Here is a 26,996-nt window from a genome sequence, read left to right as displayed (position 1 = left end):
CCCCTCTCCAGCCACCCGCTACCAGCTAAACCAGATGCAATGCCGTCAACAGCATGTCGATCGCCTTGATGCCCACGAACGGCACCAGGATCCCGCCCAGCCCGTAGATCAGCAGATTGCGTCGCAGCAAGGCCGCGGCACTGGCCGCCTGGACTCGTACACCGCGCAACGCCAGCGGAATCAGCACCACGATGATCAAGGCGTTGAACACGATCGCCGAGAGAATCGCGCTCTGCGGACTGCTCAAGTGCATCACGTTCAACACGCCCAGTTGCGGGTAGATCGCGGCAAACAGCGCCGGCAGAATCGCGAAGTACTTGGCCACGTCGTTGGCGATGGAGAACGTCGTCAGCGCGCCACGGGTCACCAGCAGCTCTTTACCGATTTGCACCACGTCCAGCAGTTTGGTCGGGTCGCTGTCGAGGTCGACCATGTTCGCCGCCTCACGCGCGGCTTGCGTGCCGTCGTTCATCGCCATGCCGACGTCTGCCTGGGCCAGGGCCGGGGCGTCGTTGGCGCCGTCGCCGCACATGGCAACCAGGCGACCGTCGTTCTGCTCGTGACGGATGCGCGCCAGTTTTTTCTCCGGCGTGGCTTCGGCGAGGACGTCATCCACACCCGCTTCGGCCGCGATCGCCGCAGCGGTCAGCGGGTTGTCGCCGGTCACCATGACCGTGCGAATCCCCAGTTTGCGCAGCTCGGCGAAACGCTCGCGGATGCCGGGCTTGACCACGTCCTTGAGGTGGATCGCACCGAGCAGTTTGCCGTCGGCACAGACCAGCAACGGAGTGCCGCCACTCTGGGCGATCTTGTCGATTTCCCGCGACAGGGCCGGGGCCAGATCAGCGCGCTTGAGACCGACGAAGGTCAGCAGCGAATCCACCGCACCCTTGCGGTACACGCGACCTTGATAATCGACACCCGACAGCCGCGTTTCAGCGCTGAACGGCACGCCGGTCAACAACTCAGGCTCCGGTTCCGGTTGCGGGTACAGGGCACGCAGGTACTCGACGATGGACTTGCCTTCAGCGGTGTCATCGGCCAGCGAGGCGAACAACGCGCCTTCGGCCAGCTCTTTGGAGGTGACGCCCGGGGCCGCGTAAACCGCGCTGCAACGGCGATTACCGAAGGTGATGGTGCCGGTCTTGTCCAGCAACAGGACGTGCACGTCCCCCGCCGCTTCCACGGCGCGACCGGACTTGGCAATCACGTTCAGGCGCACCAGGCGATCCATCCCGGCAATACCGATGGCCGACAACAAGCCGCCGATGGTGGTCGGAATCAGCGTGACCAACAACGCCACCAGGAACACCAACGGCAAGCTGCCATTGGCGAAGTGGGCGAACGGCTGCAGGGTGACGACCACCAACAGGAAGATCAGGGTCAGGCCGATCAGCAAGATGTCGAGGGCCACTTCGTTCGGGGTTTTCTGGCGTTTGGCGCCTTCGACCAGAGCGATCATGCGGTCCAGGGTCGACTCACCGGGGTTGGCGGTGATCTTCACCAGCAGCCAGTCGGACACCAGCCGTGTGTTGCCGGTGACGGCCGAGCGGTCGCCGCCGGACTCGCGGATCACTGGTGCGGACTCACCGGTAATCGCCGCTTCGTTAACCGCAGCGATACCCTCGATCACCTCGCCGTCACCGGGAATCATCTCCCCCGCTTCAACACGCACCACATCGCCCTTGCGCAGGCTGGCGGCCGGCACCACTTGAAAGGTGCCATTGCTGGTTTTGCGGCGGGCGCTGAGGCCTTCACTGCCGGCCTTGAGGCTGTCGGCACGCGCCTTGCCACGACCTTCGGCCAGGGCTTCGGCAAAGTTGGCGAACAGTACGGTGAACCACAGCCACACGGCGATTTGCGCGGCGACGAAGGTCGGCACCGCCGTGTCTGGAATGAAGCACAGCATGGTGGTCAGGATCGCGGTCAGTTCGACCACCAGCATCACTGGCGCACGCTGTAACTGGCGTGGGTCGAGCTTGACGAAGGCTTGCACCAGCGCCGGACGCCAGAGGGCCGAGATCGCGGTTTTCGGTTGCTCCGGCGCTTTCGCGGCGACGGTCTTGGTTACGGGCATATTCATCAAATAGTCCTCAGAAACCCATGCTCAAGTGTTCAGCGATTGGACCCAGCGCCAGGGTCGGCAGGAAGGTCAAACCACCCACCAGCAAAATGGTCACGGTCAGCAGGGTCACGAACAGCGGGCCGTGGGTCGGGAAGCTGTTCTGGCCGATCGGTGCGGTTTTCTTCATCGCCAGGCTGCCGGCCAGGGCCAGTACCGGGAGGATGTAGCCGAAGCGACCGATCAACATGCCCAGGCCCAGCATCAGGTTGTGAAATGGCGTGTTGGCGCTAAAGCCACCGAACGCGGAACCGTTGTTGGCGCTGGCCGAGGTGTAGGCATAAAGCAACTGACTGAAACCGTGGGCACCCGGGTTGCTCACCGCCGCCACCGGACTTGGCAGGCTGGCGGCAATCGCGCCGAGCACCAGCACGCCGATCGGCATGACCATCAAAGTCACCACCAACAGCTGGACTTCCCTGGCCTGCAGTTTCTTGCCGAGGTATTCCGGGGTGCGGCCGATCATCAGGCCCGCCAGGAACACGGCGATCAACACGTTGAGCAACATGCCATAGAGCCCGGCGCCGACGCCGCCGAAGATCACTTCGCCGACCATCATGTTGACCAGCGCGACCATGCCACTCAGCGGGTTAAGGCTGTCGTGCATACCGTTGACCGAGCCGTTGGAGGCGGCAGTGGTGGTCACCGACCACAGCACAGTGGCGGTGGTGCCGAAGCGCGCTTCCTTGCCTTCCAGCGGTGCGGTCTGTTCGACAGCAGCGTTGTTCAGGGTCGGGTTCGGTTGGTATTCAGCCCACAGCGAGGTGGCACCGCCGATCAGGAACAGCGCCAACATGCAGGCGATGATCGCGCGGCTCTGACGCAGGTCTTTCACGTAGTGGCCGAAGGTGAACACCAGGGCTACCGGAATCAGAATGATCGACGCCAGTTCGAACAGGTTGCTCCACGCCGTCGGGTTCTCGAACGGATGCGCCGAGTTGACGCCGAAGAAGCCACCACCGTTGGTACCCAATTGCTTGATCGCAATCTGGCTGGCAGCAGGACCGAGCGGGATCACCTGATCGACGCCTTGCATCGTCACGGCGTTCACATACTGCGCGAAGGTTTGCGGCACACCCTGCCAGACCAGGTACAGCGCCAGCAGCAGGCACATCGGCAACAAGCCGTAGAGGGTGGCGCGGGTCATGTCGACCCAGAAGTTACCAAGGCTTTTGGTCGATTTTCGGCCAATGCCACGGCATAGCGCCACCAGCACGGCCAGGCCGGTGGCGGCGCTGACGAAGTTCTGCACGGTGAGACCGACCATCTGGCTCAGGTAGCTCAACGACGCTTCGCCGCTGTAGGACTGCCAGTTGGTGTTGGTCATGAAGCTGACGGCGGTGTTGAACGCCAGCGTCCACTCCTGCCCCGGCAGGTTCTGCGGGTTGAGCGGCAGATGGTCCTGGAACAGCAGGATCGAGAACAGCAGCAAGAAGCCCGCGAGGTTGAAGGCGAGCAAGGCCAGCGCGTACTTCTGCCAGCTCTGTTCGGCGTGCGGATCGACCCCGGACAGTCGATAACAGCCACGCTCGACCGGACCGAGGATCGGCGTCAACCAGGTGCGCTGTCCTTCCATGACCTTGTAGTAGAAACGCCCGAGAAACGGTGCCGGGACCAATACCAACGCGAAAAACGCCAGGATCAGCCAATAGTCATAACTGTGCATAGCCGCTCCTAGTTCCGGTCCGCGCGCAACAGCGCAACCAACAGATAAATGAACAGCCCCACTGCCAGCAGCAGTGACACCCCGTCCAGAACGCTCATGGAAATTCTCCGTGTTACGGCGCATTGCCGCGTGTGGAGTCATTGTCGACAGGGAGGCTGTAAAGGAACGAGATCGAGGGGTGTGGCGGGGCATAAAGAAAGCGTAAAGAGTGGGTTTATGCGGGCGTTACAGCGGTCTCTGGACGGGCAAGCCTGTGTGACATGGCTCGCTGAACTCACATCGCCGATTAACTGCTCGTTATCGCCCCTCGCGCCTCAGCGTACTTTGAGCAAGAATGTCGACCATTACGTCTATTGCCGGAGAAACAACATGAATGTAATCACCACCGATCTACCCGGTGTTCTGATAATCGAACCGAAGGTATTTGGTGATGAGAGAGGCTTCTTTTATGAGAGCTTCAATGCCAAGGCTTTCGAAGAAGCGACGGGGCTCGACACACAATTCGTTCAGGACAATCATTCGCGCTCTCAAAGAGGCGTATTGCGTGGCTTGCATTACCAGCTGGAAAACACCCAAGGCAAATTGGTTCGCGTGACCGCCGGTGAAGTACTGGACGTTGCCGTGGACATTCGTCGCAGCTCGTCGCATTTTGGTAAATGGGTTGCTGTGCGCCTGTCCGCCGAGAATCATCGCCAGCTCTGGGTTCCGGAAGGTTTCGCCCACGGGTTCGTGGTACTGAGTGAGTTCGCTGAATTTCTCTACAAGACCACCGACTACTACACCCCATCTGCTGAACGCAGCATCCGTTGGGATGACCCGGACCTGGCCATCGACTGGCAACTCGATGAAGTACCGCAGCTGTCGGCAAAGGATCAGGCGGCGGCGTTTTTCAAGGATGCTGACGTCTTTTCATAACCCAGACACTCGATAGTCTCGCCTCATTACCACCTTCCTCCTGGTCAGATCGCTAGAACCCTTGAGCTTTAGCAGGGATCTGATCAGGTTTCCTTGCACTGCTTGCTCCTTCTCAAAAGCGGCCTCGTAGACCGCAATGATCTGCGATCTGCCAAATCGTGGAGCGACTTGCCCGCGAAGACGGCAAGCTAAAAAGTAATGCCCTCCAGTAGCGCACCAAAAATCACCCATCCAGGCGCCTGATATCCCCGATACGACAGCTTTCCATGCTTTACGACCCAAATTCGCCAAATGGCACGCCCACTGCACACGCCCTCCCCGAGCTGTCCAAACCGTTCAGGGAGAAAACGCATGAACACACAACTCAAACCCACGCTGGGCACCCTGCACCTGTGGGGCATTGCGGTCGGGCTGGTGATTTCCGGCGAGTATTTCGGCTGGAGTTATGGCTGGGGCGTGGCCGGGACGTTGGGTTTTCTGGTGACCTCATTCATGGTCGCCACCATGTACACCTGCTTCATTTTCAGTTTCACCGAGTTGACCACGGCGATTCCCCATGCCGGTGGCCCGTTTGCCTACAGTCGCCGAGCCTTTGGCGAGAAAGGCGGATTGATCGCAGGGCTGGCGACGCTGATCGAGTTCGTCTTCGCCCCGCCGGCCATCGCACTGGCCATTGGCGCCTACCTCAACGTGCAATTTCCCGCCCTCGACCCGAAACACGCGGCAGTCGGCGCCTACATCGTGTTCATGGGCCTGAACATCCTCGGGGTGAAACTCGCTGCAACCTTCGAACTGTTGGTCTGCGTATTGGCGGTCGCCGAGTTGCTGGTATTCATGGGCGTGGTTGCGCCGGCGTTCAGTTTCAGCAACTTCGCCCTCAATGGCTGGGCCGGCTCCGATGTGTTCGGCGCACCGGCGATTGCCGGAATGTTCGCAGCGATTCCTTTCGCAATCTGGTTCTTCCTGGCCATCGAAGGGGCGGCCATGGCTGCCGAAGAAGCCAAAGACCCGAAACGGACGATCCCCAAGGCTTATATCAGCGGCATCCTGACCCTGGTGCTGCTGGCAATGGGCGTGATGTTCTTTGCTGGTGGCGTCGGCGACTGGCGCACCCTGTCAAACATCAATGACCCGTTGCCACAGGCGATGAAAACCGTAGTGGGCGAAAGCTCGGGCTGGTTGCACATGCTGGTCTGGATTGGACTGTTCGGGCTGGTGGCGAGTTTCCACGGGATTATCCTTGGCTACTCGCGGCAATTTTTCGCATTGGCCCGCGCCGGTTACCTGCCGGCCTCGCTGGCTAAACTGTCGCGTTTTCAGACGCCACACCGGGCGATCATTACCGGCGGCGTGATCGGCATTGCGGCGATCTACAGCGATGGTTTGATCAACCTTGGCGGCATGACCCTGACTGCTGCGATGATCACCATGGCCGTGTTCGGCGCCATCGTGATGTACATCATGAGCATGCTCAGCCTGTTCAAACTGCGCAAAACCGAGCCGAACCTGGAGCGCAGCTTCCGCGCGCCCTGCTATCCACTGGTGCCCTTCATTGCATTAGTGCTCGCCGTGGTTTGCCTGGTGGCGATGGCCTGGTTCAACACACTGATCGGCCTGATTTTCCTGGCCTTCATGGTGGCCGGTTTCGTGTACTTCATGCTCACCGCGCAATCGCGTGCCGATGCGCCGGCAGATGCCATGCTGACCGGGCTTTAAACAGTAGGCGTGCTGATGTCATATCAGGCATAGAATGGAACCAGTGCGAAAACAAATCGCTCAAAGTGGTATGCACGATCGATTGACGAAACCCGCCGATCGGCGTGCCCTTAAGGAGAGCCTTATGCCTTGGTATGCCTGGTTGATTCTGATCGTAGCCATCGGCTCCATCGTTGGCGGTTTGATGATGTTGCGTGACACCGCCACCAAGATTGATCTGACCGAAGAGCAACGTCGACGCGTAGCCGAACGTAACGCGGAAGCGGACGCCAAGGATGCGCAGGACCGCTGAACAAAACCTGCTGTATCCGCGGGGTTTGTTTTTCATCGGGTAGGAGCGAGCTTGCTCGCGATGGTCGTTAACGATGACGCGTGTTTGCAGGCTAAACGCGGCCGTTCTTGAGTCCATCGCGAGCAAGCTCGCTCCTACAGGGTGCGGGGCTATTTTTCCCACTCAGCCTTGGCAATGTGCAAGCCGTGCATGCCTTTGTACGCGGCACGTTCTGGTTGGCTCCAACCCTCCAGCAACGAATCTTCCAACCGATAAATCTCCACTCCCAAAGGACGACAAACGCTCAGCGGGTCTTGCGCATCCGGCCCCCACATCGCCAGCGACAGATCGCCGCCCGGGCAGGTCGACAGTGCGCACAGCAGGTCGATCTCGGCGAAAAACTCCAGGTAATCGCCCTTCTTGGCCGGACACGCTTTCATGAAGTACATGTCGTCGTGGTTCAGCCCCGTGCACTGGAAAATATTCAGCACGTCATGCACATCGAATTCGGTCAGGCCATGGGGCAGCACGGCGCGGGTCAGGTTGGAGTGACAGTGATGGTGAAAATCTTCGCCGGTGAGCATTTTGTTCACATAAGGATCGCAACGGGTGCCGAGCAAATCGTGCAGGCGACCGCCATGCTCATCGATCCCGTAGCCCGCCAGGCTGTCATCGGTGATGGTCACCAAGGGCCGCAAAAAAGGCAGGTTCGACCAGAGCCGGTCATGGGTGCTGACGTGTGCGCCTTGTAGTTGCCGGGTGCGCGACGCCCACAACCGTTCGCGCGGATCATTGGCATTCCAGACGTTGAAGTCACCCACTTGCGGCCCGACCGGCGTCGTCACACGAAACACATGGCCGGCCGGGACTTTCCAGGCGCGACCGGTGCGAATCGGCACTTCGAACGACTCGACGAGCGTTCGTCCGTCCTTCGCATCGCGCACCCGCTCATAAAAGGCTTTATCCACCTGCAAGGCCGAGCCTTTGCTGACTTGATAGGCCGCCGGATAGTTTTTGTACATGGCACGAATCCTCGATCAGTGATGGGAAGAAGGGCTAAGCATTTGCAGCAACAGGTGTTCGGAGTCGTCGAGATACAGGCCCATGGCCTCCTCGGCCGCGCGCTTGTCGCCTTCGGCCAGAAATTCATGGATCTGCCGGTCACGGGCCAGCCACGGCGCTTGAAAGCGGGACTGATCAGGCGCGGTACAAAACACCAGGCGCAATTGCGCGACGACATTGGTAAAGAACTCATCGAACAGCGGGCTGCGCAGCAACCCGACTATGTGTTGATGAAATTGCAGGCTGTGGGTGCCGACGGCGCGCCAGTCCTCGCGCTCCCGCGCCAACTCCGTGGCTTCCAGGGCCTCGAGCATCCGGTCGGACTGATAGTCGCGCAGGGGGCGACTGGCGCTGATGGCTTGCAGTTCCAGCGTGCGCCGGACCTTGAACAGGTCCCTCACATCCTCACAGCCCAACCTGCGCACCATCACACCTTTGTTGCGTACGTACCGCGTCAAGCCTTCCTGGCCTAGGCGGTGCAAGGCTTCACGGATCGTGTTGCGCGAGGCGTTGTAGGCAGACACCAGGTTGTTTTCCACCAGTGCCATGCCAGGCAGCAAGCGTCCACCGATAATGTCGGCGCGCAACTCCAGGGTAATGTGATCGGCCAGTGACAGTCCGCTGTTCATGCTCAACGCCTCGCAATTGTTCAACAATCCTTAGCCATTGAGTAACCATTATTCGTGCCAGTACTTGTTCACCTTCCAACAAGCGAGACGCAACTGCATGCTTTTTAGAAATAGAAGTACAGTCACCATGCAATTTTCATTGGTTAATATGGCGCATTGATGTGGAGATATCAGATGCGTTACTCGCAGGACCATAAAGCCCAGACCCACCAACGCATCATCAAGGAAGCTTCCGTGCGCTTTCGCCGTGACGGAATCGGCGCGACCGGCCTGCAACCTCTGATGAAAGCGCTGGGCTTGACTCACGGTGGCTTCTATTCGCACTTCAAGTCCAAGGATGAATTGGTGGAAAAGGCACTGCAGGCGGCAGGCGACGAGGTTGATGTCGTGTGCACCGAGTTGTTCGCCCAGGATCGACCGCTAGAGGCCTTCATCGATGCCTACCTCTCGCAATGGCACCAGACTTCGCCCCATGAAGGCTGCCCATTGCCAACGATGTCATCGGAACTCGGCATGCGCGGGCAGCCGAGTCCGACTTCAGATGCAGTGCTCAATGCACGACTTCGACAAATCCACGACACCCTTGATGGCGAAGACACTGCAGAACGCAGCATTGTCATCATGTCCACGCTGGTGGGGGCATTGCTGCTTTCGCGTAACGTCGAGAACGCCGAGCTGGCCCGGCAGATTCTCGACGTCACCCGCAAGTCGCTGAAGCGAGCGCAAGGCTAGCCGTCCCAGCGCTTGAACAGCACGCTGGCATTGACGCCGCCGAAGCCGAAACCATTGGACAGCGCATACTCGATGACCATTGGCCGAGCCTGGCCGTGGACGATGTCCACGCCTTCGGCGGCCGGGTCGGGATTTTCGAGGTTCAGGGTTGCCGGTACGATTTGGTCCCTGATCGCCAGCAGCGTAAATATCGCTTCGACCCCGCCTGCGGCGCCGAGCAAATGCCCGATCGCCGATTTGGTCGATGTCACGGCGATCTTGTTATCCGTGCCAAACAACGCCTTGATCGCCGCCAGTTCCCCCAAATCGCCAACCGGCGTCGAGGTCGCGTGGGCATTCAAGTGTTGAACCTGTTCTGGCGCTACCCCGGCTTGCGCCAATGCCAGCGCCATGGCCCGGCGTGCACCACTGCCATCCTCAGGCCCAGCGGTGAGGTGATAGGCGTCTGCACTGGTGCCATAACCAACCAACTCCGCCAATGGTTGAGCACCCCGTGCCAAGGCATGCTCGAGTGACTCAATGACTAGCAGACCGGCACCTTCGCCCATGACAAAGCCGTCGCGTCCGCTGTCGAACGGCCGTGAAGCGCGCTGCGGGGTGTCGTTGTAGCCGCTGGACAAGGCGCGAGCAGCGGCGAACCCGGCCAGACTGACGCGATCGATCGCCGCCTCCGCACCACCGCATACCGCGATGTCCGCCTCGCCGGTTCGAATCAGCCGCGCCGCATCCCCAATTGCCTGAACCCCAGCCGCACAGGCTGTCACCGGCGCACCTAAAGGCCCCTTGAAACAATGCTGGATAGATACATGTCCGGCCGCCAGATTGACCAGAAACGACGGGATAGTGAACGGAGACAAACGTCGCGGACCACGGCTGTCCGTGGTACGCACCGCATCGGCAATCGCACCGAAACCACCGATGCCGGACCCGATGATGGTTGCCGTGCGCTCCTGGGCAGTATCGGTTAGCGCCTGCCAACCGGCCTGCTCAATCGCCTGCCGAGCCGCCTCCATGGCGAAAAGAATGAAACGATCCATCTTTTTCTGCTCTTTGGGGGACGTCGCCCGGTCTGGATCAAAACCGGCCTCAGGATCGTCCGCCAGCGTCGGCACCACGCCGCCGACTTTGGCTGGCAGATCAGCAACGACCTCATCCGGCAAATTTCGCAAGCCGGACTGCCCCGCCAACAAACGCGCCCAGACAGCTTCGACTCCACTACCCAGCGGAGACACCAGGCCCATGCCTGTTACAACCACTCGACGATTACTCATTCTGCGAACACCTCATGCCGATGCCTGACACGTCATTTATAACGCGTGGCGGCCTGGCTTCTGGACAAATTCGGCGCCATCGCATGACGCGCCGCTACATAGGACTCCCACTCGGAGAGGTTCGGCAAGGAAGGAATGGTGATCAATTCCCCCTGATCCAGACCCGACAACGCCGCATCGACCATCTCTCCAGCTTCCATGACCATATCAGCGGGAATCTGCGTCGCATCGATACCGGAACGTTCCCAGATCTCGGTACGCGTGACACCCGGCAACACGGCCTGGACCTTGACCCCGGTGCCATCGAGCTCGGCATTCAGTGACTGGGTCAGGCTTAAAACGTACGCCTTGCTGGCGCTGTAGGTCGCATTGAAACGCTCGGGAAACAACGCCACTACCGAAGCGATGTTGATGATCGTTCCTCGCCCCGCCTTGGTAAAACTGGCGGCCGCTGCCGATGCCAAACGTGTGACGGTCGTAACGTTCAACTGGATCAATCGCTCTAGCTCATCGGTATCGGCATTGGCCAGCAAACCGTCTGTCGCCACACCGGCGTTATTGAGCAACAGACTGATACTCGAATCGCTGCGCAGACGCTGTTCGAGTTTCAGCACATCATCCCGTTGCGTCAGATCTGCCTTGAGCACCTCGACTTGCACACCATACTCGGCGCGCAGCTTGCTCGCCGCTTCGTCCAGCCGCTGCTGGTCGCGAGCCACCAGCAATAAATCGAAACCGCGGGATGCGAGGCGTTGTGCGTAAACAGCGCCGATACCGGAGGAGGCACCGGTGACAAGGGCCGTACCTTGGGACTGGACAGAATTCATGACAGAGCTCCTGGGAATGCAGAGGAAGGGTGAGCGCTTGAATTGTCAAAGCGTCTCGACTAGAACAGATTTTATTATACTCATAATTCCAATAATAAATGATAGGTGTAATTTTAAATGCATCGACGAAAGGCACCACCTCCCGGTACGCGCCAGAATCGAGTAGGAGGCGGATTTACATCCGCCGTCCTCTCACACCACCGTACGTACGGATCCGTATACGGCGGTTCAAGCTATGCGGTTAAGTCGGTTCATCGTGTCCAGTACCGAGACTAGCCCAAGTTCGTCCCACAGCTTCTTCGGCAACGCCTGATTCATATGAGACGCCCCCGAACTCCACCATGGACCGCGACCATTGAAGGCTGATTTACAGGCGCGTGGTTCGCTAAGACCCAAGCGCATCAAATTGCGCGCCCTCGTTGAGGGCTGCTTCCATTGACGCCAGAACAAGCAGCGAAGCTTGCGACGCACCCACCCATCAATTTCCTCAAGTGGCCGTTTGCTCTGACTTAGCTTGAAGTAGCCTGCCCAGCCACGCAGCACAGGGTTGATCCGCTCAATGACATTTGCCATCTTGTGGCCCCGCGCGCTGCGCAGCAGGCCTCTGATCCTGTCGCGCAAGCGACCCAGGTTCATCGACGCCACCCTCAGTCTCGGCTCCTGATGCCAGCTCACCCCATAGCCCAGATAGTCACAGATCCAAGGCCGTGCCACGCGGCTCTTTTCCCGGTTTAGCGTCAGTTTCAGACGCTGGCTCAGGAAGCGCTCAGCTCTAGCCATCACTCGTTCGCCCGCACGGCAACTACGCACATAGATGTTCGCATCGTCGGCATAGCGCACGAAGCGATGACCCCGTCGTTCCAGCTCGCGGTCGAGTTCGTTGAGCAGGATATTCGACAGCAACGGCGAGAGTGGGCCGCCTTGCGGCGTCCCTTCTTGCCGTCGGCTAGCGATACCTCCCGACATGATCCCGGCCTCGAGGTAACGGCGGATCAGCCTGAGCACTCGTTTGTCGTCGACTTGACGCTCTATATGGGCCATCAAAACGTCGTGGTTAACTCGATCAAAGAACTTTTCAAGATCAAGTTCCACACACCAGCGGTGTCCCGCCGCCACATGGCAGCGTGCGGTTTCGATGGCTTGATGAGCGCTTCTGCCCGGACGAAAACCGTAGCTGTAGTCCGAAAACAGAGGTTCGAAGATCGGCGTGAGTTGTTGCAGCAAAGCCTGCTGGATCAGGCGGTCCACGACGCAGGGAATGCCCAACTGCCTTGTTCCGCCTTTGGGTTTGGGGATGTTTACGGCGCGCACACCTTGCGGGTGATACTCGCCAGCCAGCAGCCGAGTCTTGAGGATCGGCCAATACTGTTTAACGTAGCCTGCCAATTCGTCGACCGTCATGCCATCGGCACCCGGTGCACCCTTGTTGCTGACCACGCGGTGATACGCACGCTTGAGGTTGGTCGGTGCAAGCACCCGCTCCATCAGCGTGTCCGGCTCCGCGTTCGTCCACGTCACAGACGCCGCTGATACCTGTGCGCTGTCAGCCGTCATCCTCGGATTCTGTCCGGGACTCGGAGTAACAGTCTTCTCTGGGAGAAATTTCTGCATTTCGGTATTCAACGAGACCTCGACGCCTACTGGCGGCATAACCTGTTCAGCCCTTGGTGACGGGGTTATTCGTCACTTACTACGGCTTCGGCTGACTTCTGCACGCTCATCCCGTCGCCTCTCGACGCTCGGTAGCACAATGGCAAGCGTGCAGATCTCCCAGGGTAATTCGCGCGACCTTCCTGCTTATGCCTGTCGGATCTACGTCGCAGCGTCCCGTGCAAGTATTGGGCTTTGAGGAAACATGCCCCCTTACCCCGCTGCGCCGCCTCTATCCGCTTCCTGTTCGTCAGGCCAGCAATTTGCCTCGGGCTTCCTTCAGATTCGCAGTCACCCGCGACACCCTTGCCTCTGGCTAACACTTCCCCTTGCCGGGTGTGTAGAGGACTTGCACCTCCAAGTCACCACCCTGGCCACCACAGCCAAGCTGGTTGCGCTTACGCGCAACGCGCCATGCCTGGCGCACATGAAAAAGGGCCGGTCAATGACCGGCCCCTTGGCGTTGAATATTCAGCTTAGTTCACTTCCAGCTTATCGCGGTTGCGATCCAGAATCGCCTTGCCGATCCCCTTCACTTCGAGCAACTCGTCCACGGAAGCGAACGGGCCATTGATATCACGATAGTAAGCGTCCGGCAAAGGCATCTGGCCCGAAGTCGGAAATGGCGCAACAACTGATAGCTTCCTTTAACTATCGCCACTTCTAGTATCGTGAGCGGTTAGTTCGCTTGTTAACGCATAAAGATATACTGTGTGCCCCTCGCTTCCAGACGGTTCCACGCATGCCTCGACCAGTTGCTCCTTTCGCACTGCAACCCGCCGACGTCATCACTCTTCAAGGTTGGTTGCGCATGGGTACTTTGGAGCAAAGCCTCGGTCAGCGGGCGCGGATACTCCTTTTGCTCGCTGAGGGTGTAACACCCCTGACCATCTGTGCTCAGTTACAGATCACCTCTCCGACGGTATTCAAGTGGCGAAAACGCTATCTGGAATCGGGGATTGAGGGCCTGAGCGACCTGCCGCGTAGCGGTCAGCCTTTGAAGCTGGGTGCTGAAAAGGTCAAAGAAATCCTGACGCTGACAACTCAGCGGGTTCCCAAGGAAGCAACGCATTGGAGCGTTCGGTTGATGGCCAAATACGCGCGCGTTACCACTTGGCAGGTTCGACAAATCTGGGCTGCCTCCGATCTCAAGCCGCACCGCCTGAAGTCCTTCAAGATCAGCAATGACCCGCACTTCGCCGAAAAAGTCATTGATGTGGTCGGGCTCTATCTGAGCCCTCCAGATAACGCCATGGTGCTTTCGGTTGACGAGAAAACCCAGATCCAGGCACTGGATCGTACTCAGCCAATGCTGCAACTTCGGCCTGGGCAGATTGAGCGGAGAACCCATGATTACAAGCGCCATGGCACGGCGAGTTTGTACGCGGCGTTCGACATCCTGACGGGTGAAGTGATGGGCCGGATCACTCAGCGGCACCGGGCCAAGGAATTCCTGGATTTTCTCCGCCAGATTGATAGCAACACGCCTGCTGACCTGGATCTCCATGTGATTCTGGACAACAGTTCGACCCACAAAACCGCTGCGATCAAGGCCTGGCTGGAAAAGCATCCCCGCTTCAAGCTGCATTTCACACCGACCAGCGCGTCTTGGCTGAACGCCGTAGAAGGCTGGTTTTCGCAGTTAGAGAGACGGGCGCTGTATCGAGGCGTCTTCACCAGCGTCACTGATCTGAAAGCTGCGATCCGCCAATTCATCACTGCCCACAACGAGCATTCGGCAAAGCCGTTCAAATGGAACAAAACAGCAGAGGCCATCATCAGTTCAGTACATATGGCAAAGCTGAGTGCGATGAAAAATAAGCTAATGAATTAAGCGCTCGGGACACTAGGGGGATGTTACGCGCGCAAGATGATGGGGCCGTAGTGACAGGACCACCCTCAAAAACAATGGTGATCCGTATAATTACATTAGACGCGGATTTAAGAGGTTTCAGGTACAGCAGGGACTATCGCTTGCGGCCGGCTTCCGTCGCAATTTTTCATAAGTTCGGATCAGTTTTGCGAGTTTTGCTACCAAATGCGGAGCGACAACTCCCGAGTGAATTTGGAAGGGGCAGAATGGGGGGGCGCTACGGGGATATATAGGGATAATTAGGGTGTGATGGGGTATTACGGGGATTATTCGGGAAAATAGGGGGTTATCAGGGGGCGCTATCTCCAGGGTAACTACCGTTCCCGCGGATTAAATGGGGGGAAATGGGGTGTTTGAGAGGGGGGATACAGGGAGGCTAGGGGATTTATAGGGTGTTTCGGGGCGCTAAAGGGCGGTACGTGGCGTAGATCTACCCCATTGCAACCAATGCTACGAAAAACCATGTTTTGTGGATGATTTTGGGACTATGCGCCGGAATATTCATAAACGCTCCACGACGCGACATGATGTAATTACACCGGTTGCCACCGATGTGGTAACAACGCCTCAATCTCACTCGCTCGCTGCGCGGGCAGCCGCGTCAGAACATCCTTCAGATAGGCGTACGGATCATGTCCATTTAGCCGTGCTGACTGGATCAAGCTCATGATTGCAGCCGCACGTTTGCCGCTGCGTAGTGACCCGGCGAACAGCCAGTTCGAGCGCCCAAGTGCCCATGGCCGGATTTGATTTTCACACCAATTATTGTCTATGGGCACGGCGCCATCCTCGAGATATCGGATCAACGCGACCCAGCGTTTGAGGCTGTAATCCAGGGCTTTGGCGATGGCCGACCCTTCGGGTACGAGTTCGCGCTGGGCAATCATCCAGGCGTGTAGCGCCTCGATTATCGGAGCCGCTTTTTCCTGCCGTATTCGGTGCCGCATGTCCGGTTCTAGGTCTTTTACTTCACGCTCTATTTCGTAAAGTGCGGCGATGTAATGCAGCGCTTTTTCGGCGACTTGGCTCTTGTTGGTCGCGTGAAGGTCGAAGAACTTGCGGCGAGCATGGGCCATGCAGCCGATCTCCGTGACGCCCAGATCAAAGCTCGCCTTGTAACCGGCGAAGTCGTCGCAGACCAGCTTGCCGTGCCAGTTGTTCAGGAAGGTTCGGGCGTGTTCGCCGGCGCGGCTCGGGCTGAAGTCGTAAACGACTGCCGCCAAGTCGGCGAACTGGCTGGTTGCGTAGGCCCAAACGTAGGCTCGGTGGGTCTTCTTGGCGCCCGGCGTCAGCATCTGTACCGGCGTTTCATCGGCGTGGATCACGCCATGCTCGAGCACTGCTACGCGCAGCGCATCCACCAGTGGCTGTAGCTGCACGCCGCAGGCGCCAACCCATTGCGCCAAGGTCGAACGGGCGATCGCCAGACCAGCTCGGCCGAAAATTTTCTCTTGTCGATACAGCGGCAGATGGTCAGCAAACTTGGCCACCATAACGTGGGCCAGCAGGCCTGCCGTAGGGATGCCTTTGTCGATGACATGCGCCGGTACCGGTGCCTGGATCAACGTCTCGCACTGCTCACAGGCCCATTTCCCACGGATATGGCGTTCGACGGTAAACACGCCGGGGGTGTAGTCGAGCTTTTCGCTGGCATCTTCACCGATGCGCTTGAGGGCGCAGCCGCATTGGCAATGGCTGTTGTCCGGTTCGTGGTGGATCAGCGTACGAGGAAACTGCGCTGGCAGCGGCGCACGCTTGGGTTGCTGACGCACTTTGGCCGCAGTCGGCGTTGATTGCAGTGCCTCAAGTTCAGCTTCGATAGCCGCGATGTCGGTGTCGATCAGGTCATCGAGCAAGCTAGCTTGAGCAGGACTTAGTTGTTCGCTGCGCTTGGCAAACTTGAAGCGCTTGAGCAGCGCGATCTCATGGGTCAGTTTCTCGTTGACTGTTTTGTGATGGTGGATTTATTTGTCCATCGTCTCGACGCGCTGCATCAACTGCGCGGCCAGAGCACGCAGTTGTTCAGGGTTCAGTTGGTCGAGATTCGGGGCAGAAGTCATGCCGCTGATTTAGCCAGAGCAGGCATTAGGCGACGATAGGTTGATCGGACAATTGTGCTGGCGAGCTGGCCATGACAGAACTTAAAGCACAGTGATGACGCCGCCGGCACCGACTCTTTGCCACGGTAATCCGAGTATCAGGGCCTGAAGTTGCTCGGCGTCTAATTCAAGCTCTGAACCGTGTCGGACACCCGGCCAGAAAAAGCGCCCCTGGTGCAATCGACGTGCTGCCAGCCAGATGCCGACGCCGTCATGCACCAGCACTTTCATCCGATTGGCGCGGCGGTTGGCGAAGAGATAAGCACAGTGCGGCTTCGCCGCACCGAACACGGCCACTACCCGTGCAAGCGCGGTGTCGGTGCCCGCGCGCATGTCCATCGGCTCGGTGGCGAGCCAGATGGAATCGATGCGGATCATCAGATTAATCCCCGGACGAATCGGGCACATCCCTCGGGATCGTTGACGAGCCAGTTCACCACGAGGCTCCCATGCTCGCTTGGCACGTCGATTCTGATCGATGGCTCGGGACGATCATGAACGCAGGGTTCTAGTTTCAAAGGGATAAAAGCGGGCAGGTTTTTACTGTCCGCGTTGCGATAAAGCGGAGTAAGCGGCCAGCGAACACACCTTCAGAAATCCGGAATTAAGGGCGATGGTGTCCGCCTATTTTTAAGCGGACGCGATCACCCTTATCGCCAGGATTTCCATGCGCCAACGAAGCTCCTATCCCAAACCCTTCAAGGCCCAGGTCGTGCAGGAATGCCTGAAACCCGGTGCCTCAGTTTCCAGCGTCGCCATCAGCCACGGCATCAATGCCAACGTGATCCGCAAGTGGCTCCCGATTTACCGTGATAAACCCGTCGCGCCACTTCCCGCGTTTGTACCGCTGCAACCGATGCCTAAACGGCACGCTGATGAAGCCGTGGTCATCGCACTGCCGCTGGGCGACAAATCCATCACGGTCAAATGGCCCATCTCTGACCCGGACGGCTGCGCACGTTTTATTCGCAGCCTCTCGCAATGATACGCATCGACGCCATCTGGCTAGCCACCGAGCCCATGGACATGCGCGCCGGCACCGAAACTGCATTGGCCCGCGTGGTCGCTGTGTTCGGTGCGGCGAAGCCGCACTGCGCTTATCTGTTCGCCAATCGCCGGGCCAACCGGATGAAGGTGCTGGTGCACGATGGCGTGGGCATCTGGCTTGCCGCGAGGCGTTTGAACCAAGGCAAGTTTCACTGGCCTGGCACTCATCGCGGCTTGGAAGTCGGGCTCGACGCTGAACAACTTCAAGCGCTGGTGCTCGGTTTGCCATGGCAGCGAGTTGGCGCTAACGGCGCAATCACAGTGATTTAGCCTTGCTTTTCAGCTGTGGCAGGTGGATCGCTTTGGTAAAATCCACGGCATGACTTCCTCGCCCAATCTCGACCAAATGACACCCGAACAACTGCGCGCAGTTGCTGTCGAAGGTCGACACCATGGGCCGAAAAATCCATCGTGACGAGACGATCATCGAGCAGCTCTCTCACGAGATTGCCATCCTCAAGCGCCACAAGTTCGCCAAGCGCAGCGAGCAGATCAGCCCAGCGCAAGGCAGCTTGCTGGATGACTTGCTCAACACCGACCTTGAGGCTATCGAGGCAGAACTGAACGCGCTTCGTCCCGCCCCAACGTCGGACGAAACCTGCCAAAAGCCCAAGCGCGCGCCGCTGCCGCCGCAGTTCCCACGTACCGTCATTCGTCACGAGCCAGAGAACACCCAGTGTGTCTGCGGGTGCCAGCTTCAGCGCATCGGCGAAGACGTCAGCGAGAAGCTGGATTACACACCTGGCGTGTTTACCGTTGAGCAGCATGTACGTGGAAAGTGGGCCTGCCGCCAGTGCGAAACACTGATCCAAGCAACCGGTGCCGGCTCAGGTGATCGACAAGGGCATCCCGACCGCAGGCCTGCTGGCGCATGTGATGGTAGCCAAATTCGCTGATCATCTGCCGCTGTACCGGCAAGAAAAGATCTTTGGCCGTGCAGGCCTGGCGATCCCGCGTTCAACGCTGGCTCAGTGGGTGGGCCAAACTGGCGTACAGCTACAACCGCTGGTGGATGCACTGCGCGAAGCGGTGCTGGCTCAGCGAGTCGTGCATGCCGATGAAACGCCGGTGCAGATGCTAGCGCCCGGAGAGAAGAAAACGCATCGAGCTTATGTCTGGGCTTATTGCACGACGCCGTTCTCGGCCCTCAAGGCGGTGGTCTACGACTTCAGCCCCAGCCGCGCCGGCGAACATGCGCGTAACTTCCTGGGCACCTGGAACGGCAAGCTAGTCTGTGATGACTTCGCGGGTTACAAGGCCAGCTTCGACCTGGGCATCACCGAAATCGGCTGCATGGCGCATGCCCGCCGTAAGTTCTTCGACCTGCATGTAGCGAACAAAAGCCAGTTGGCCGAACAAGCGCTGCACTCAATCGGCGGGCTGTACGAAGTCGAACGGCAGGCCAAAGACATGAGTGATGAAGAACGCTGGCGATTACGCCAAGAAATAGCGGCGCCCATTGCACAGAAGTTACATGAGTGGATGCTGGGTCAGCGCGACCTCGTGCCCGAGGGCTCGGCCACGGCCAAGGCTCTGGATTACAGCTTGAAACGCTGGGTAGCGCTGACGCGCTACCTGGATGATGGTGCCGTCCCCATCGACAACAACCCGGTGGAGAACACGATCACGCCATGGGCGCTTGGGCGCTCCAATTGGTTGTTCGCCGGGTCTCTGCGCAGTGGCAAACGAGCGGCAGCGATCATGAGTTTGATCCAGTCGGCACGCATGAACGGGCATGATCCGTACGCGTATCTCAAGGAGGTACTGACGTGATTGCCGACGCAGAAAGCTAGTGAGATCGAGCATCTACTGCCGCATCAGTGGATGCCTGGCTGATCTACGCAAGGCGTATTCCCCGTACGCTTACAAAGCGGAATCCATTTACGCACGAGATTGGCATTGATCCCGTGGCTCAGCGCGACGCTTGCGATGGACGCACCAGCGTGCAGACATTCCTGAACGACTTGGGCTTTGAAAGGTTTGGGGTAAGAGTGTCGTTGGCGCATGGCGATCCGCTTAATAAGGCTAAAAATGGTGTCCACTTAAATAGGTGTCCACCATCGCCCTAAGCGTTGGGATCAGAAAGGTGTGTTGGCCGGACGCTTACTCACGATAAGCAACAATCGCCTGGGCTTTCGCCTCACCAACCCCCGACAGTTCCTTTTGCAATGTTGAAGCATCGGCAGCATTGAGATTGATCTTGCGTAACTGATCCATAAACCCCACCTATCCAAACAGGTGGCGTCTAAGGCGGGGAGGAATCAAATCATGCTGGCGCGGAGGCCATTCGCGGCGCAGCTACTTCATTTTTTGTGGCTTGATATCCACCACTGTCCCCGCTTGTACGTTTTTGATCGGTGAAAGCAAGTGCGGCGAAATATTCGTAAGCGCTCCATGGTATCCGCTCCATGAACCCCGCATTCCAAGCCGCCATCTGATGCCCGAAGCTATGCTCCCGACTTCTCTACTTGTGGCACAAAATTGCCAAAATTTGTATTCGTCCGGGCATCCCGTCTTGCACCCTGGAGAGCAGGAAAACAGAGGGACACGTAGGTCAGTTCGTATAATTACATTAGACGGTGTTTTAACTGGTTTCCGTCCCCCCAATTTGGCACTGATTCGAGTGTGTTTTCAGCCTCCCTCCATCGGTTTGCCACGCCATCGGGTGAGGCGGGCGGATTTATGCGCCGAAATGCTCTCGACTTGTTCTCGCGATATTGCACGAGTGATCAATACCGGCATCGCGCGGGCCTTGTTTCTGAAATCCCAATCGGCTGTGCGTCTTATCAAGCTCCGCATAATTATATTGGCCATGTTTTAGCTTTGGCTTGGCCCCCATTTCGTGACCAGGAAACTGGAGCCCCATGCTGGTTTGACCGGTGCAGGCGTGAATGAACCTGAATTGGGTCCATGTGCGCCACGGCAATATCGCCCTCGGTGCGATATGAGTGCTGATCTGGTTTGTGTCGGGGCGTTAGGGTGGGCATCCGGGTTGAGAGGGTGTGGCGTAGGTGCGTCTACGGTGCTTTCAGTTGAAAGTCGTCGAGAAATAAGCGGCGTTTTTAGGTGCGGATCAGGGCTTGTTGAGTGCTTATAAGGGTTGGGTGAGTGTGGTGCGGGGCGTTCTCGGGTTTATATGGAGTGGTGACGGTGCAGGTCGGGGCAGAGAGCGCACCCAAAGCACCCAAACTGCCAAGAAGGGTGTTGCCGGAGGAAGCCTGCTCGGCTCCTTCCGAAGATAGCTGAGCTGTCCGAGAACTTTGCGGAACAGTTTCGTGTGTCTGCCATCACGAGAGGCGGCATCCTCCACCTGATTCATCACGTGCCTGGAGAACTTGGCGGTACATCGAAGGACGTCGAAAGGTCCTAGCCTACGATACGATCCATACACCCCATGGTAGGGTTCAGGCTTAACGTCGTATCTCTGGCGAGCAGTTCCACGGCAGCAGCGCTTCATAATCCGCCACCGACTGCGCATGTGGTAACTGCTCCAGTACGTGGCGCAGCCACGTATAAGGCTCTTGGCCGTTGACTTTGGCGGTCTCCACCAGGCTGTAGATCTGAGCACTGGCGGTGGCGCCTTTGGGCGTGTCGCTGAACAGCCACGCCTTGCGACCGATAACAAACGGTTTTATCGCTCTTTCGGCCGTATTGTTGTCGATCGGTAAAAACCGGCTTCCACGTACCGCTCCAGCCGGCTCCAGTTGCTGGCAAGATAGTTAACAGCCTTACCCAGCACACTTTGTGGCGTGACTTGGGGCTGCGTTTTCTCCAGCCAGCTTTTCAACTGAGCCAGGATCGGTACGCTCTTTTGCTGACGGCCGATTAAACGCTGTTCATCATCGCTGTCCTTGAGCTCACGCTCGAGGCCATACAGCTTGTTGATCATTGTTAGGGCGATATCGGCACGTCCTGTCTTGCCCTTCGGCTGCACTTTCTGAGCCTCGACAAACTTGCGGCGCGCATGGGCCATGCAGGCCAGCCGTTCAACCCCGGTTGCAACGCCAAGGCGTTATAGCCCGCGTAATCATCGGTCATCACATAGCCGCGATAACTTTCCAGCAGACGCAACGGAACCTCCTGCGCACGGCTGGAGGTGTAGTCGAACAACACAACTTTGCGATCCGGCGACCCGCTGGCTTGCACCCACATCCAGGATTGGCTGGTTGGGTCTCGATCCGGTTCTTTAAGTACCTGGACGCGAGTTTCATCACAGTGGATGACCCGACTTTCCAGCAGCCGATCTCGCATTAGATTCAATAACGGCTGCAAATGCTCGCCGCACTGGATGACCCACCGCGCCAAGGTTTGGCGAGGGATGTCCACACCATGCCGGGCAAGCACGGTTTCGAAACGGTGTAGCGGCAGGCCGTCGACGTATTTAGTGGTCAACAACATCGCCAAGACACTCGGACTGGCCATGCTCTTTTCGATTAACTGAGCCGGTTTGTCAGCAGTGACCGGCGCCGCTTCACAACCACGACACCCGTAGACTTTGCGGATGTGTTTGATCACGCGGATTTGCATCGGCACGATATCCAGCTGCTCGCTAGTTTCTTCGCTGACGACATGCTTGCGGCAACCACAGGCACACGTCAGTTCGTGCTCGGGAAGTTCGTGGATGACTTCGATGCGCGGCAGATCAGCAGACAGGGGCTTGCGCTTGCCACGACGCGAAGTCGGAGCAACAACTTCTTCGTCAGCGTCGCCGATTGAAGACATCGGCTCGCTTTCGGGCTCGTTGAACAACGCCAGTTGAGGGGTATTGGGTTCAACGGTCTGCTCGGATTTGCGACCGAACAAACGGTCGCGCAGCAGTTTGATCTGTTCTTTCAAATCGAAGATATGAGTTTGGTATGCCTCAGCAGTTACCTGCTGACGACTGAGCGCCTCAAGCAACATTTGCTTGAGCAGAACAGGGTCATCAGGGAGGTCTTCGGGCATCAAATTCATGCCCGGATTATACCCGTCAGGCGACGAATCTTGGAGTTAAAACCTTATGCGGACGGTTGCGCCAGAGATCAAATCCATCCAGTAGCCAGTTCAGTTCTTGGACGGTCAGCACGATAGCCTCGTCCACCTCATCGGGTGAAGTTTTGAAACGCTCGGACTCCAGGCGCTTGAGCCAAAGGCAGAAGCCGTTGCGCTCCCAGTACAACACTTTGACGCGGTTACGGTAGCGATTCAGAAAAACAAAGAGCACGGGGTCGAACACCGCGACCTTGATATCCAGTTCGACCAGCGCTGCCAGGCCATCGATGGATTTTCGAAAATCTACCGGCTTTGGGTAGAGGTACACTTTTTCAACGCTGGAATTGGGACGCATCATGGTGACGGGCTCCTGATGGAAATCGGGAGCACAGCATCAGCTGTCAGCTATCCGCTTGGAATGTGGGGTTCATGGAGCGGATACGATCTTGCCGGACTGCGCGGTGGTAGACATCGTCGCAACAGCAGCGGGATTACTGGTTTCCGGTTTCACAGTCGGCGCCGCAACTGCGTTGATAGCGGCGCTGGTTAGCAAGGCAAAAATGAGGGAGGAGAAATAGCCGGTACGCATAAATGACACTCCATGACATCGTTTGAGGAAACAGCTTTTCCGAAGCTGTCCCCCAAACTTAGGTGATGTCAGGAGCCTGTCAAAAATGTGTCCGTTGCAGGATGTGAAATAATCAGGGCTCGAGGCGACGTTGCTGGTAGATCCAGTCGACGATCTCGCCGTCTGGCGAATAACCGCTAACAGAGTCACGCAAGAGTTGACGTACGAGTGTGTAGTCGTCCTTTTCGATAGCACACAAGAGATCTTTCAACCTTACTTTTAGCACATCCCAAGGCAGGTGATCCTCATTGGCACTCATGATCATCGGATGGGAAGTGGCGACAACGCCATCACCAATCAGTAGTTCCTCATACAACTTCTCGCCAGGACGCAAACCGCTGAATTCAATCGCTATATCGCCATGAGGATTGCGATCCGAACGAATGCTCAACCCGGAAAGGTGAATCATTTTTTCGGCCAGTTCGACAATCTTCACCGGCTCCCCCATATCAAGTACGAAAACATCGCCACCTTGCCCCATTGAGCCAGCCTGGATCACCAGTTGTGCCGCTTCGGGAATAGTCATGAAATACCGGGTGATTTTCGGATGGGTGACCGTCAATGGCCCGCCAGACTTGATCTGATTGTGAAACAAAGGAATAACCGAACCTGACGACCCCAGTACGTTGCCAAACCGCACCATGGTAAAACGAGTCTTGTTAACTTGAGATATGTTGCCGACATCACCAAAGAGTACCGGCGCAGCTTCGCGACTGAGCGCTTGCAATATCATCTCGGCCAAACGCTTGGTGCTACCCATGACGTTGGTCGGGCGAACGGCTTTGTCGGTAGAGATCAGAACGAAATTGGAGACCCTGGCTTGAAGCGCTGCCTGCGCGGTGTTGAGCGTACCGATTACGTTGTTGAGAACACCTTCGGCTATGTTGTGCTCAACCATTGGGACGTGTTTGTAGGCTGCAGCGTGGTAGACCGTATCGACATGCCAGGTTTTCATGATATCAAGAAGCTTCGCTTCATGACGCACAGATCCCAATATCGGCAGCAACTTGACCGAAAGTGATTCGCGGCTGATTCGCTGCTCCAATTCGGACAGAATGCTGTAAAGATTAAATTCACTATGCTCGAACAGCAAAAGAGTTTTCGGGCGAGCGCCCAGAATCTGGCGACAAAGCTCTGAGCCGATCGAACCTCCCGCCCCTGTCACCAGGACGCATTGATCCTCAATACAACGGGAAAACAAGTCTTCCTGTGCCGGCACCGTATCACGCCCTAACAAGTCTGCAATATCCACTTCCTGAATATCATCAACTTTAACCCGGCCACTGGCCAAATCCATGAAGCCGGGAACAGTACGCACATGCAGCGGAAAACCTTCGAGAAATTTGAGTATTTCTCGACGACGAGCTCGGGATGCCGAAGGTACTGCCAATAAAATTTCCTGAGCACCTGTCGAGTCTATCAACTGCTGTATATGCTTTGGGGTGTATACCTGCAGCCCGGAAATAACCCTGCTGGAGATGCTGCGGTCATCATCAATGAATGCAACCGGGCGCATCAGACGCCCCATCCGCAGTGCAACAGCCAGTTGATTGCCAGCAGACCCTGCACCGTAAATGGCGACTTTTGGCAAGCCGTCATCCCTACTGGTGAACGGTACATGCTGAGCGGCCGAGAACCAGTCACCCAAAAAGTATTGACGCATTGCCAGGCGCAATCCGCCGATCATCACTAGGCTAAGCCACCAATAGTTGAAAATAACAGAACGGGGAACGACCGTCTGATGGTTGCTGTACCCATAGACGATGACCGCGAGTATGAGCGCAGAAAGGCTAACAGCCTTGATGATAGCGATCAGCGCATCATTGCCGAAATAACGCATGACGGCACGATACAAACCAAAGCGAACAAACAAGGGGACGGCCACTATCGGAGCACTGATAAACAGCCAGCGATGCCCTTCCAACGGGTTGATCAGGTCATCGATGCCAAGACGCACAACAAATGCCATCCATAGTGCAAGCCAGACCAGCAGAACATCGCAGATGACCTGGATCAGCCGCTTCTTCCTGCGCGATAGCCCTAGCAAGAATGCTCGTGCTTTATCCATAACTCCCTCGTAAAACCTCGACTGTACTTAAACTGAGTAGTGCCTTGGTGTCCTCGACTCCAAAGTCAAAAAGACACTATCCGTTTCGGCCTCTATTCAAATTATGCTTGCCGCAGCTTCATCCTGAACGGCTCCTGCTTTAGACAGCTTTTCGTTAAACAAGGTTCACTCGACTGGGCAAACCCCACAAAACAAGAAGCGTGATCGAGGCTCAACCAGCTACTGCTTCTTGCATGACGTCACTCAGGATCTGACATGTCTTGTTAATTTCCGAGGAGGTCAATGTCGGGTGCACCATGAACATCAAACTCGTTTCACCCAAATCTTTTGCCACCGACAGACGCTGTACCGGACGCCATGGAGTATTGTCAAATGCCTTTTCCAGATAGACCTCGGAGCAAGAACCGGAAAAGCAGGGAACTCCGCGCGCTGCGATCTCGTTGAGTATCCGGTCTCTACTCCAATCAGCTTTCAATGCTTCGGGCTCGACGAATACATAGCATTTGTAAGCCGCGTGCAAGCAGTCCGTCGGGACTACTGGTACTCGCAAACCGATCAATTTATCAGCGGTGTCCCAGATTTTATGGGCATTAGCCAAACGCACTTCGTGCCAATGATCCATACGCCGCAGCTGAATTCGACCCAATACACCTTGCGCTTCCAGCATGCGCCAGTTGGTACCGAAACTTTCATGCAGCCACCGAAAACCAGGAGCGTGTTCTCGCTCGTATACGGCTTCCCAACTCTTGCCGTGATCTTTGTAGGACCACATGCTCGACCACAAATTGCGGTCATTGGTCGTGACCATCCCACCTTCACCACCGGTGGTCATGATTTTGTCCTGACAGAACGACCATGCACCGATATGTCCAATAGACCCGACCGGCCGTCCTTTGTACTTCGCGCCATGGGCCTGAGCGCAATCTTCGATCACCTTGAGATCATGCTTTTCGGCCAGGGCCAGGATCGGATCCATGTCGCAAGGCCAGCCCGCCAGATGAACACAGACAATTGCCCGGGTACGCGGGGTCAACACAGCGGCAATGGTTTGCGCCGTAATGTTCTGCGAATCAGGGTGCACATCGGCAAAGACAGGTATCGCACCAGCATTGACGATGCTGGACACCGAGGCAAGAAATGTTCTGGAGGTCACAATGACCTCATCGCCAGCTCCAATGCCTAACGCCTGAAATGCAAGATCCAGGGCAACAGTGCCGTTGGCCAAGGCAATTGCATACTGGGATCCACTCCAGGCAGCGAACTCTTTTTCGAACTCGCGGCATTCCTGCCCGGTCCAGTAGTTGACTTTGTTGGAAAGAATGACGTCACGTACTGCGTTGGCTTCTTCTTCGGAAAAAGAAGGCCAAGGAGAGAAAGGAGAATTCAACACAGCCCATACCCATTAATTTTCAAGATGGAAATTCAGAGAAAAACTACACGTTTACATCC

21 protein-coding genes and 5 pseudogenes are annotated in these 26,996 nt (G+C 57.3%); 8 read left to right on the top strand and 18 right to left on the bottom strand.

Annotated features, from left to right (window positions below; genetic code table 11):
• Positions 1–25 precede the first annotated feature (25 nt).
• From kdpB to kdpF, 3 genes are read right to left on the bottom strand one after another with little or no spacing between them, the layout of a single operon-like run.
• On the bottom strand, positions 26–2,083 hold the full coding sequence (kdpB, locus tag ACGJAX_RS14330) for a potassium-transporting ATPase subunit KdpB (RefSeq protein WP_390959570.1): 2,058 nt from the start codon (positions 2,081–2,083) through the stop codon (positions 26–28).
• Between the two features lie 10 nt (positions 2,084–2,093).
• Complete coding sequence (kdpA, locus tag ACGJAX_RS14325) at positions 2,094–3,788, bottom strand: potassium-transporting ATPase subunit KdpA (RefSeq protein ID WP_390959568.1); 1,695 nt, start codon at positions 3,786–3,788, stop codon at positions 2,094–2,096.
• A gap of 8 nt (positions 3,789–3,796) precedes the next feature.
• Positions 3,797–3,886, bottom strand: a complete 90-nt coding sequence (gene kdpF, locus ACGJAX_RS14320) for a K(+)-transporting ATPase subunit F (RefSeq protein WP_007899818.1) — start codon at positions 3,884–3,886, stop codon at positions 3,797–3,799.
• Positions 3,887–4,157: 271 nt separating this feature from the next.
• Here kdpF and rfbC point away from each other — a divergent pair, with 271 nt between their 5' ends.
• The 3 genes from rfbC (at position 4,158) to ACGJAX_RS14305 (ending at position 6,711) form a co-directional block, all read left to right on the top strand.
• Positions 4,158–4,703 (top strand): dTDP-4-dehydrorhamnose 3,5-epimerase, encoded by a 546-nt coding sequence (gene rfbC / locus ACGJAX_RS14315; RefSeq protein WP_390959566.1) that lies wholly within the window; start codon positions 4,158–4,160, stop codon positions 4,701–4,703.
• 351 nt (positions 4,704–5,054) lie between these two features.
• Positions 5,055–6,419: an ethanolamine permease gene (gene eat / locus ACGJAX_RS14310; RefSeq protein ID WP_390959564.1), complete on the top strand. Its 1,365-nt coding sequence runs from the start codon at positions 5,055–5,057 to the stop codon at positions 6,417–6,419.
• 124 nt (positions 6,420–6,543) lie between these two features.
• The gene (locus tag ACGJAX_RS14305; RefSeq protein WP_390959562.1) at positions 6,544–6,711 is read left to right on the top strand and encodes a DUF2897 family protein; all 168 of its coding nucleotides are present in this window, start codon (positions 6,544–6,546) and stop codon (positions 6,709–6,711) included.
• A 149-nt stretch (positions 6,712–6,860) separates the two neighbouring features.
• Here ACGJAX_RS14305 and ACGJAX_RS14300 read toward each other — a convergent pair whose 3' ends face one another.
• On the bottom strand, positions 6,861–7,712 hold the full coding sequence (locus tag ACGJAX_RS14300) for a DUF1989 domain-containing protein (protein WP_390959560.1): 852 nt from the start codon (positions 7,710–7,712) through the stop codon (positions 6,861–6,863).
• Positions 7,713–7,727: 15 nt separating this feature from the next.
• Positions 7,728–8,381, bottom strand: a complete 654-nt coding sequence (locus ACGJAX_RS14295; RefSeq protein ID WP_390959558.1) for a GntR family transcriptional regulator — start codon at positions 8,379–8,381, stop codon at positions 7,728–7,730.
• A gap of 174 nt (positions 8,382–8,555) precedes the next feature.
• Between ACGJAX_RS14295 and ACGJAX_RS14290 the strand changes: the two genes are divergently transcribed.
• Positions 8,556–9,113 (top strand): TetR family transcriptional regulator, encoded by a 558-nt coding sequence (locus ACGJAX_RS14290; RefSeq protein ID WP_390959556.1) that lies wholly within the window; start codon positions 8,556–8,558, stop codon positions 9,111–9,113.
• On the opposite strand, the gene fabF is transcribed toward ACGJAX_RS14290, so the two are convergent.
• The 4 genes and pseudogenes from fabF to ACGJAX_RS14270 form a co-directional block, all read right to left on the bottom strand.
• On the bottom strand, positions 9,110–10,384 hold the full coding sequence (gene fabF, locus ACGJAX_RS14285; RefSeq protein ID WP_390959554.1) for a beta-ketoacyl-ACP synthase II: 1,275 nt from the start codon (positions 10,382–10,384) through the stop codon (positions 9,110–9,112). The two genes, ACGJAX_RS14290 and fabF, sit on opposite strands and share 4 nt — an antisense overlap.
• A 32-nt stretch (positions 10,385–10,416) precedes the next feature.
• Positions 10,417–11,211: an SDR family oxidoreductase gene (locus ACGJAX_RS14280; RefSeq protein ID WP_090317954.1), complete on the bottom strand. Its 795-nt coding sequence runs from the start codon at positions 11,209–11,211 to the stop codon at positions 10,417–10,419.
• A 228-nt stretch (positions 11,212–11,439) separates the two neighbouring features.
• Positions 11,440–12,861 carry a group II intron reverse transcriptase/maturase gene (ltrA, locus tag ACGJAX_RS14275; RefSeq protein WP_390958414.1) on the bottom strand — a complete coding sequence of 474 codons (1,422 nt, stop codon included), beginning with the start codon at positions 12,859–12,861 and terminating at the stop codon, positions 11,440–11,442.
• A gap of 476 nt (positions 12,862–13,337) precedes the next feature.
• Positions 13,338–13,445 (bottom strand): annotated as a pseudogene (locus ACGJAX_RS14270) (ComEA family DNA-binding protein); the annotation flags it as partial.
• 158 nt (positions 13,446–13,603) lie between these two features.
• On the opposite strand from ACGJAX_RS14270, the gene ACGJAX_RS14265 reads away from it, so the two are divergent.
• A complete protein-coding gene (locus ACGJAX_RS14265) occupies positions 13,604–14,695 on the top strand; it encodes an IS630 family transposase (RefSeq protein ID WP_390956644.1) in 1,092 nt (363 codons plus the stop codon).
• A 572-nt stretch (positions 14,696–15,267) separates the two neighbouring features.
• Here the strand turns inward: ACGJAX_RS14265 and tnpC (ACGJAX_RS14260) are convergent.
• Positions 15,268–16,794, bottom strand: a pseudogene (tnpC, locus tag ACGJAX_RS14260) (IS66 family transposase).
• A gap of 81 nt (positions 16,795–16,875) precedes the next feature.
• A complete protein-coding gene (gene tnpB, locus ACGJAX_RS14255) occupies positions 16,876–17,211 on the bottom strand; it encodes an IS66 family insertion sequence element accessory protein TnpB (protein WP_034149241.1) in 336 nt (111 codons plus the stop codon).
• A 289-nt stretch (positions 17,212–17,500) separates the two neighbouring features.
• Here tnpB (ACGJAX_RS14255) and tnpA point away from each other — a divergent pair, with 289 nt between their 5' ends.
• The 3 genes and pseudogenes from tnpA to tnpC (ACGJAX_RS14240) all read left to right on the top strand — a co-directional run.
• Positions 17,501–17,818, top strand: coding sequence for an IS66-like element accessory protein TnpA (tnpA, locus tag ACGJAX_RS14250; protein WP_123449890.1), 318 nt, complete (start codon positions 17,501–17,503; stop codon positions 17,816–17,818).
• Entirely contained in the window at positions 17,815–18,150 is a 336-nt protein-coding gene (gene tnpB / locus ACGJAX_RS14245) for an IS66 family insertion sequence element accessory protein TnpB (RefSeq protein WP_169840082.1), read from the top strand. Before tnpA ends, tnpB (ACGJAX_RS14245) begins: the two co-directional genes overlap by 4 nt.
• A 49-nt stretch (positions 18,151–18,199) precedes the next feature.
• A pseudogene (tnpC, locus tag ACGJAX_RS14240) lies at positions 18,200–19,650 on the top strand (IS66 family transposase); the annotation flags it as partial.
• 47 nt (positions 19,651–19,697) lie between these two features.
• Here tnpC (ACGJAX_RS14240) and ACGJAX_RS14235 read toward each other — a convergent pair.
• The 7 genes and pseudogenes from ACGJAX_RS14235 to ACGJAX_RS14205 form a co-directional block, all read right to left on the bottom strand.
• Positions 19,698–19,886, bottom strand: coding sequence for a transposase (locus ACGJAX_RS14235; protein WP_390959870.1), 189 nt, complete (start codon positions 19,884–19,886; stop codon positions 19,698–19,700).
• A gap of 100 nt (positions 19,887–19,986) precedes the next feature.
• Positions 19,987–20,091: pseudogene (locus ACGJAX_RS14230) on the bottom strand (ComEA family DNA-binding protein); the annotation flags it as partial.
• A 1,199-nt stretch (positions 20,092–21,290) separates the two neighbouring features.
• Positions 21,291–22,833: pseudogene (gene tnpC / locus ACGJAX_RS14225) on the bottom strand (IS66 family transposase).
• A 16-nt stretch (positions 22,834–22,849) separates the two neighbouring features.
• Positions 22,850–23,209 (bottom strand): IS66 family insertion sequence element accessory protein TnpB, encoded by a 360-nt coding sequence (tnpB, locus tag ACGJAX_RS14220; RefSeq protein ID WP_390955637.1) that lies wholly within the window; start codon positions 23,207–23,209, stop codon positions 22,850–22,852.
• Between the two features lie 69 nt (positions 23,210–23,278).
• A complete protein-coding gene (locus tag ACGJAX_RS14215) occupies positions 23,279–23,440 on the bottom strand; it encodes a hypothetical protein (protein WP_390959552.1) in 162 nt (53 codons plus the stop codon).
• Positions 23,441–23,552: 112 nt separating this feature from the next.
• The gene (locus tag ACGJAX_RS14210) at positions 23,553–25,547 is read right to left on the bottom strand and encodes a polysaccharide biosynthesis protein (RefSeq protein ID WP_390959550.1); all 1,995 of its coding nucleotides are present in this window, start codon (positions 25,545–25,547) and stop codon (positions 23,553–23,555) included.
• Positions 25,548–25,758: 211 nt separating this feature from the next.
• Entirely contained in the window at positions 25,759–26,937 is a 1,179-nt protein-coding gene (locus tag ACGJAX_RS14205; protein WP_390959548.1) for a DegT/DnrJ/EryC1/StrS family aminotransferase, read from the bottom strand.
• Positions 26,938–26,996: the final 59 nt, after the last annotated feature.

Origin of the sequence: Pseudomonas moorei (assembly GCF_042846945.1) — a bacterium.
GTDB lineage: Bacteria > Pseudomonadota > Gammaproteobacteria > Pseudomonadales > Pseudomonadaceae > Aquipseudomonas > Aquipseudomonas moorei.
This window is presented reverse-complemented; position numbering and strand designations above follow the sequence as displayed.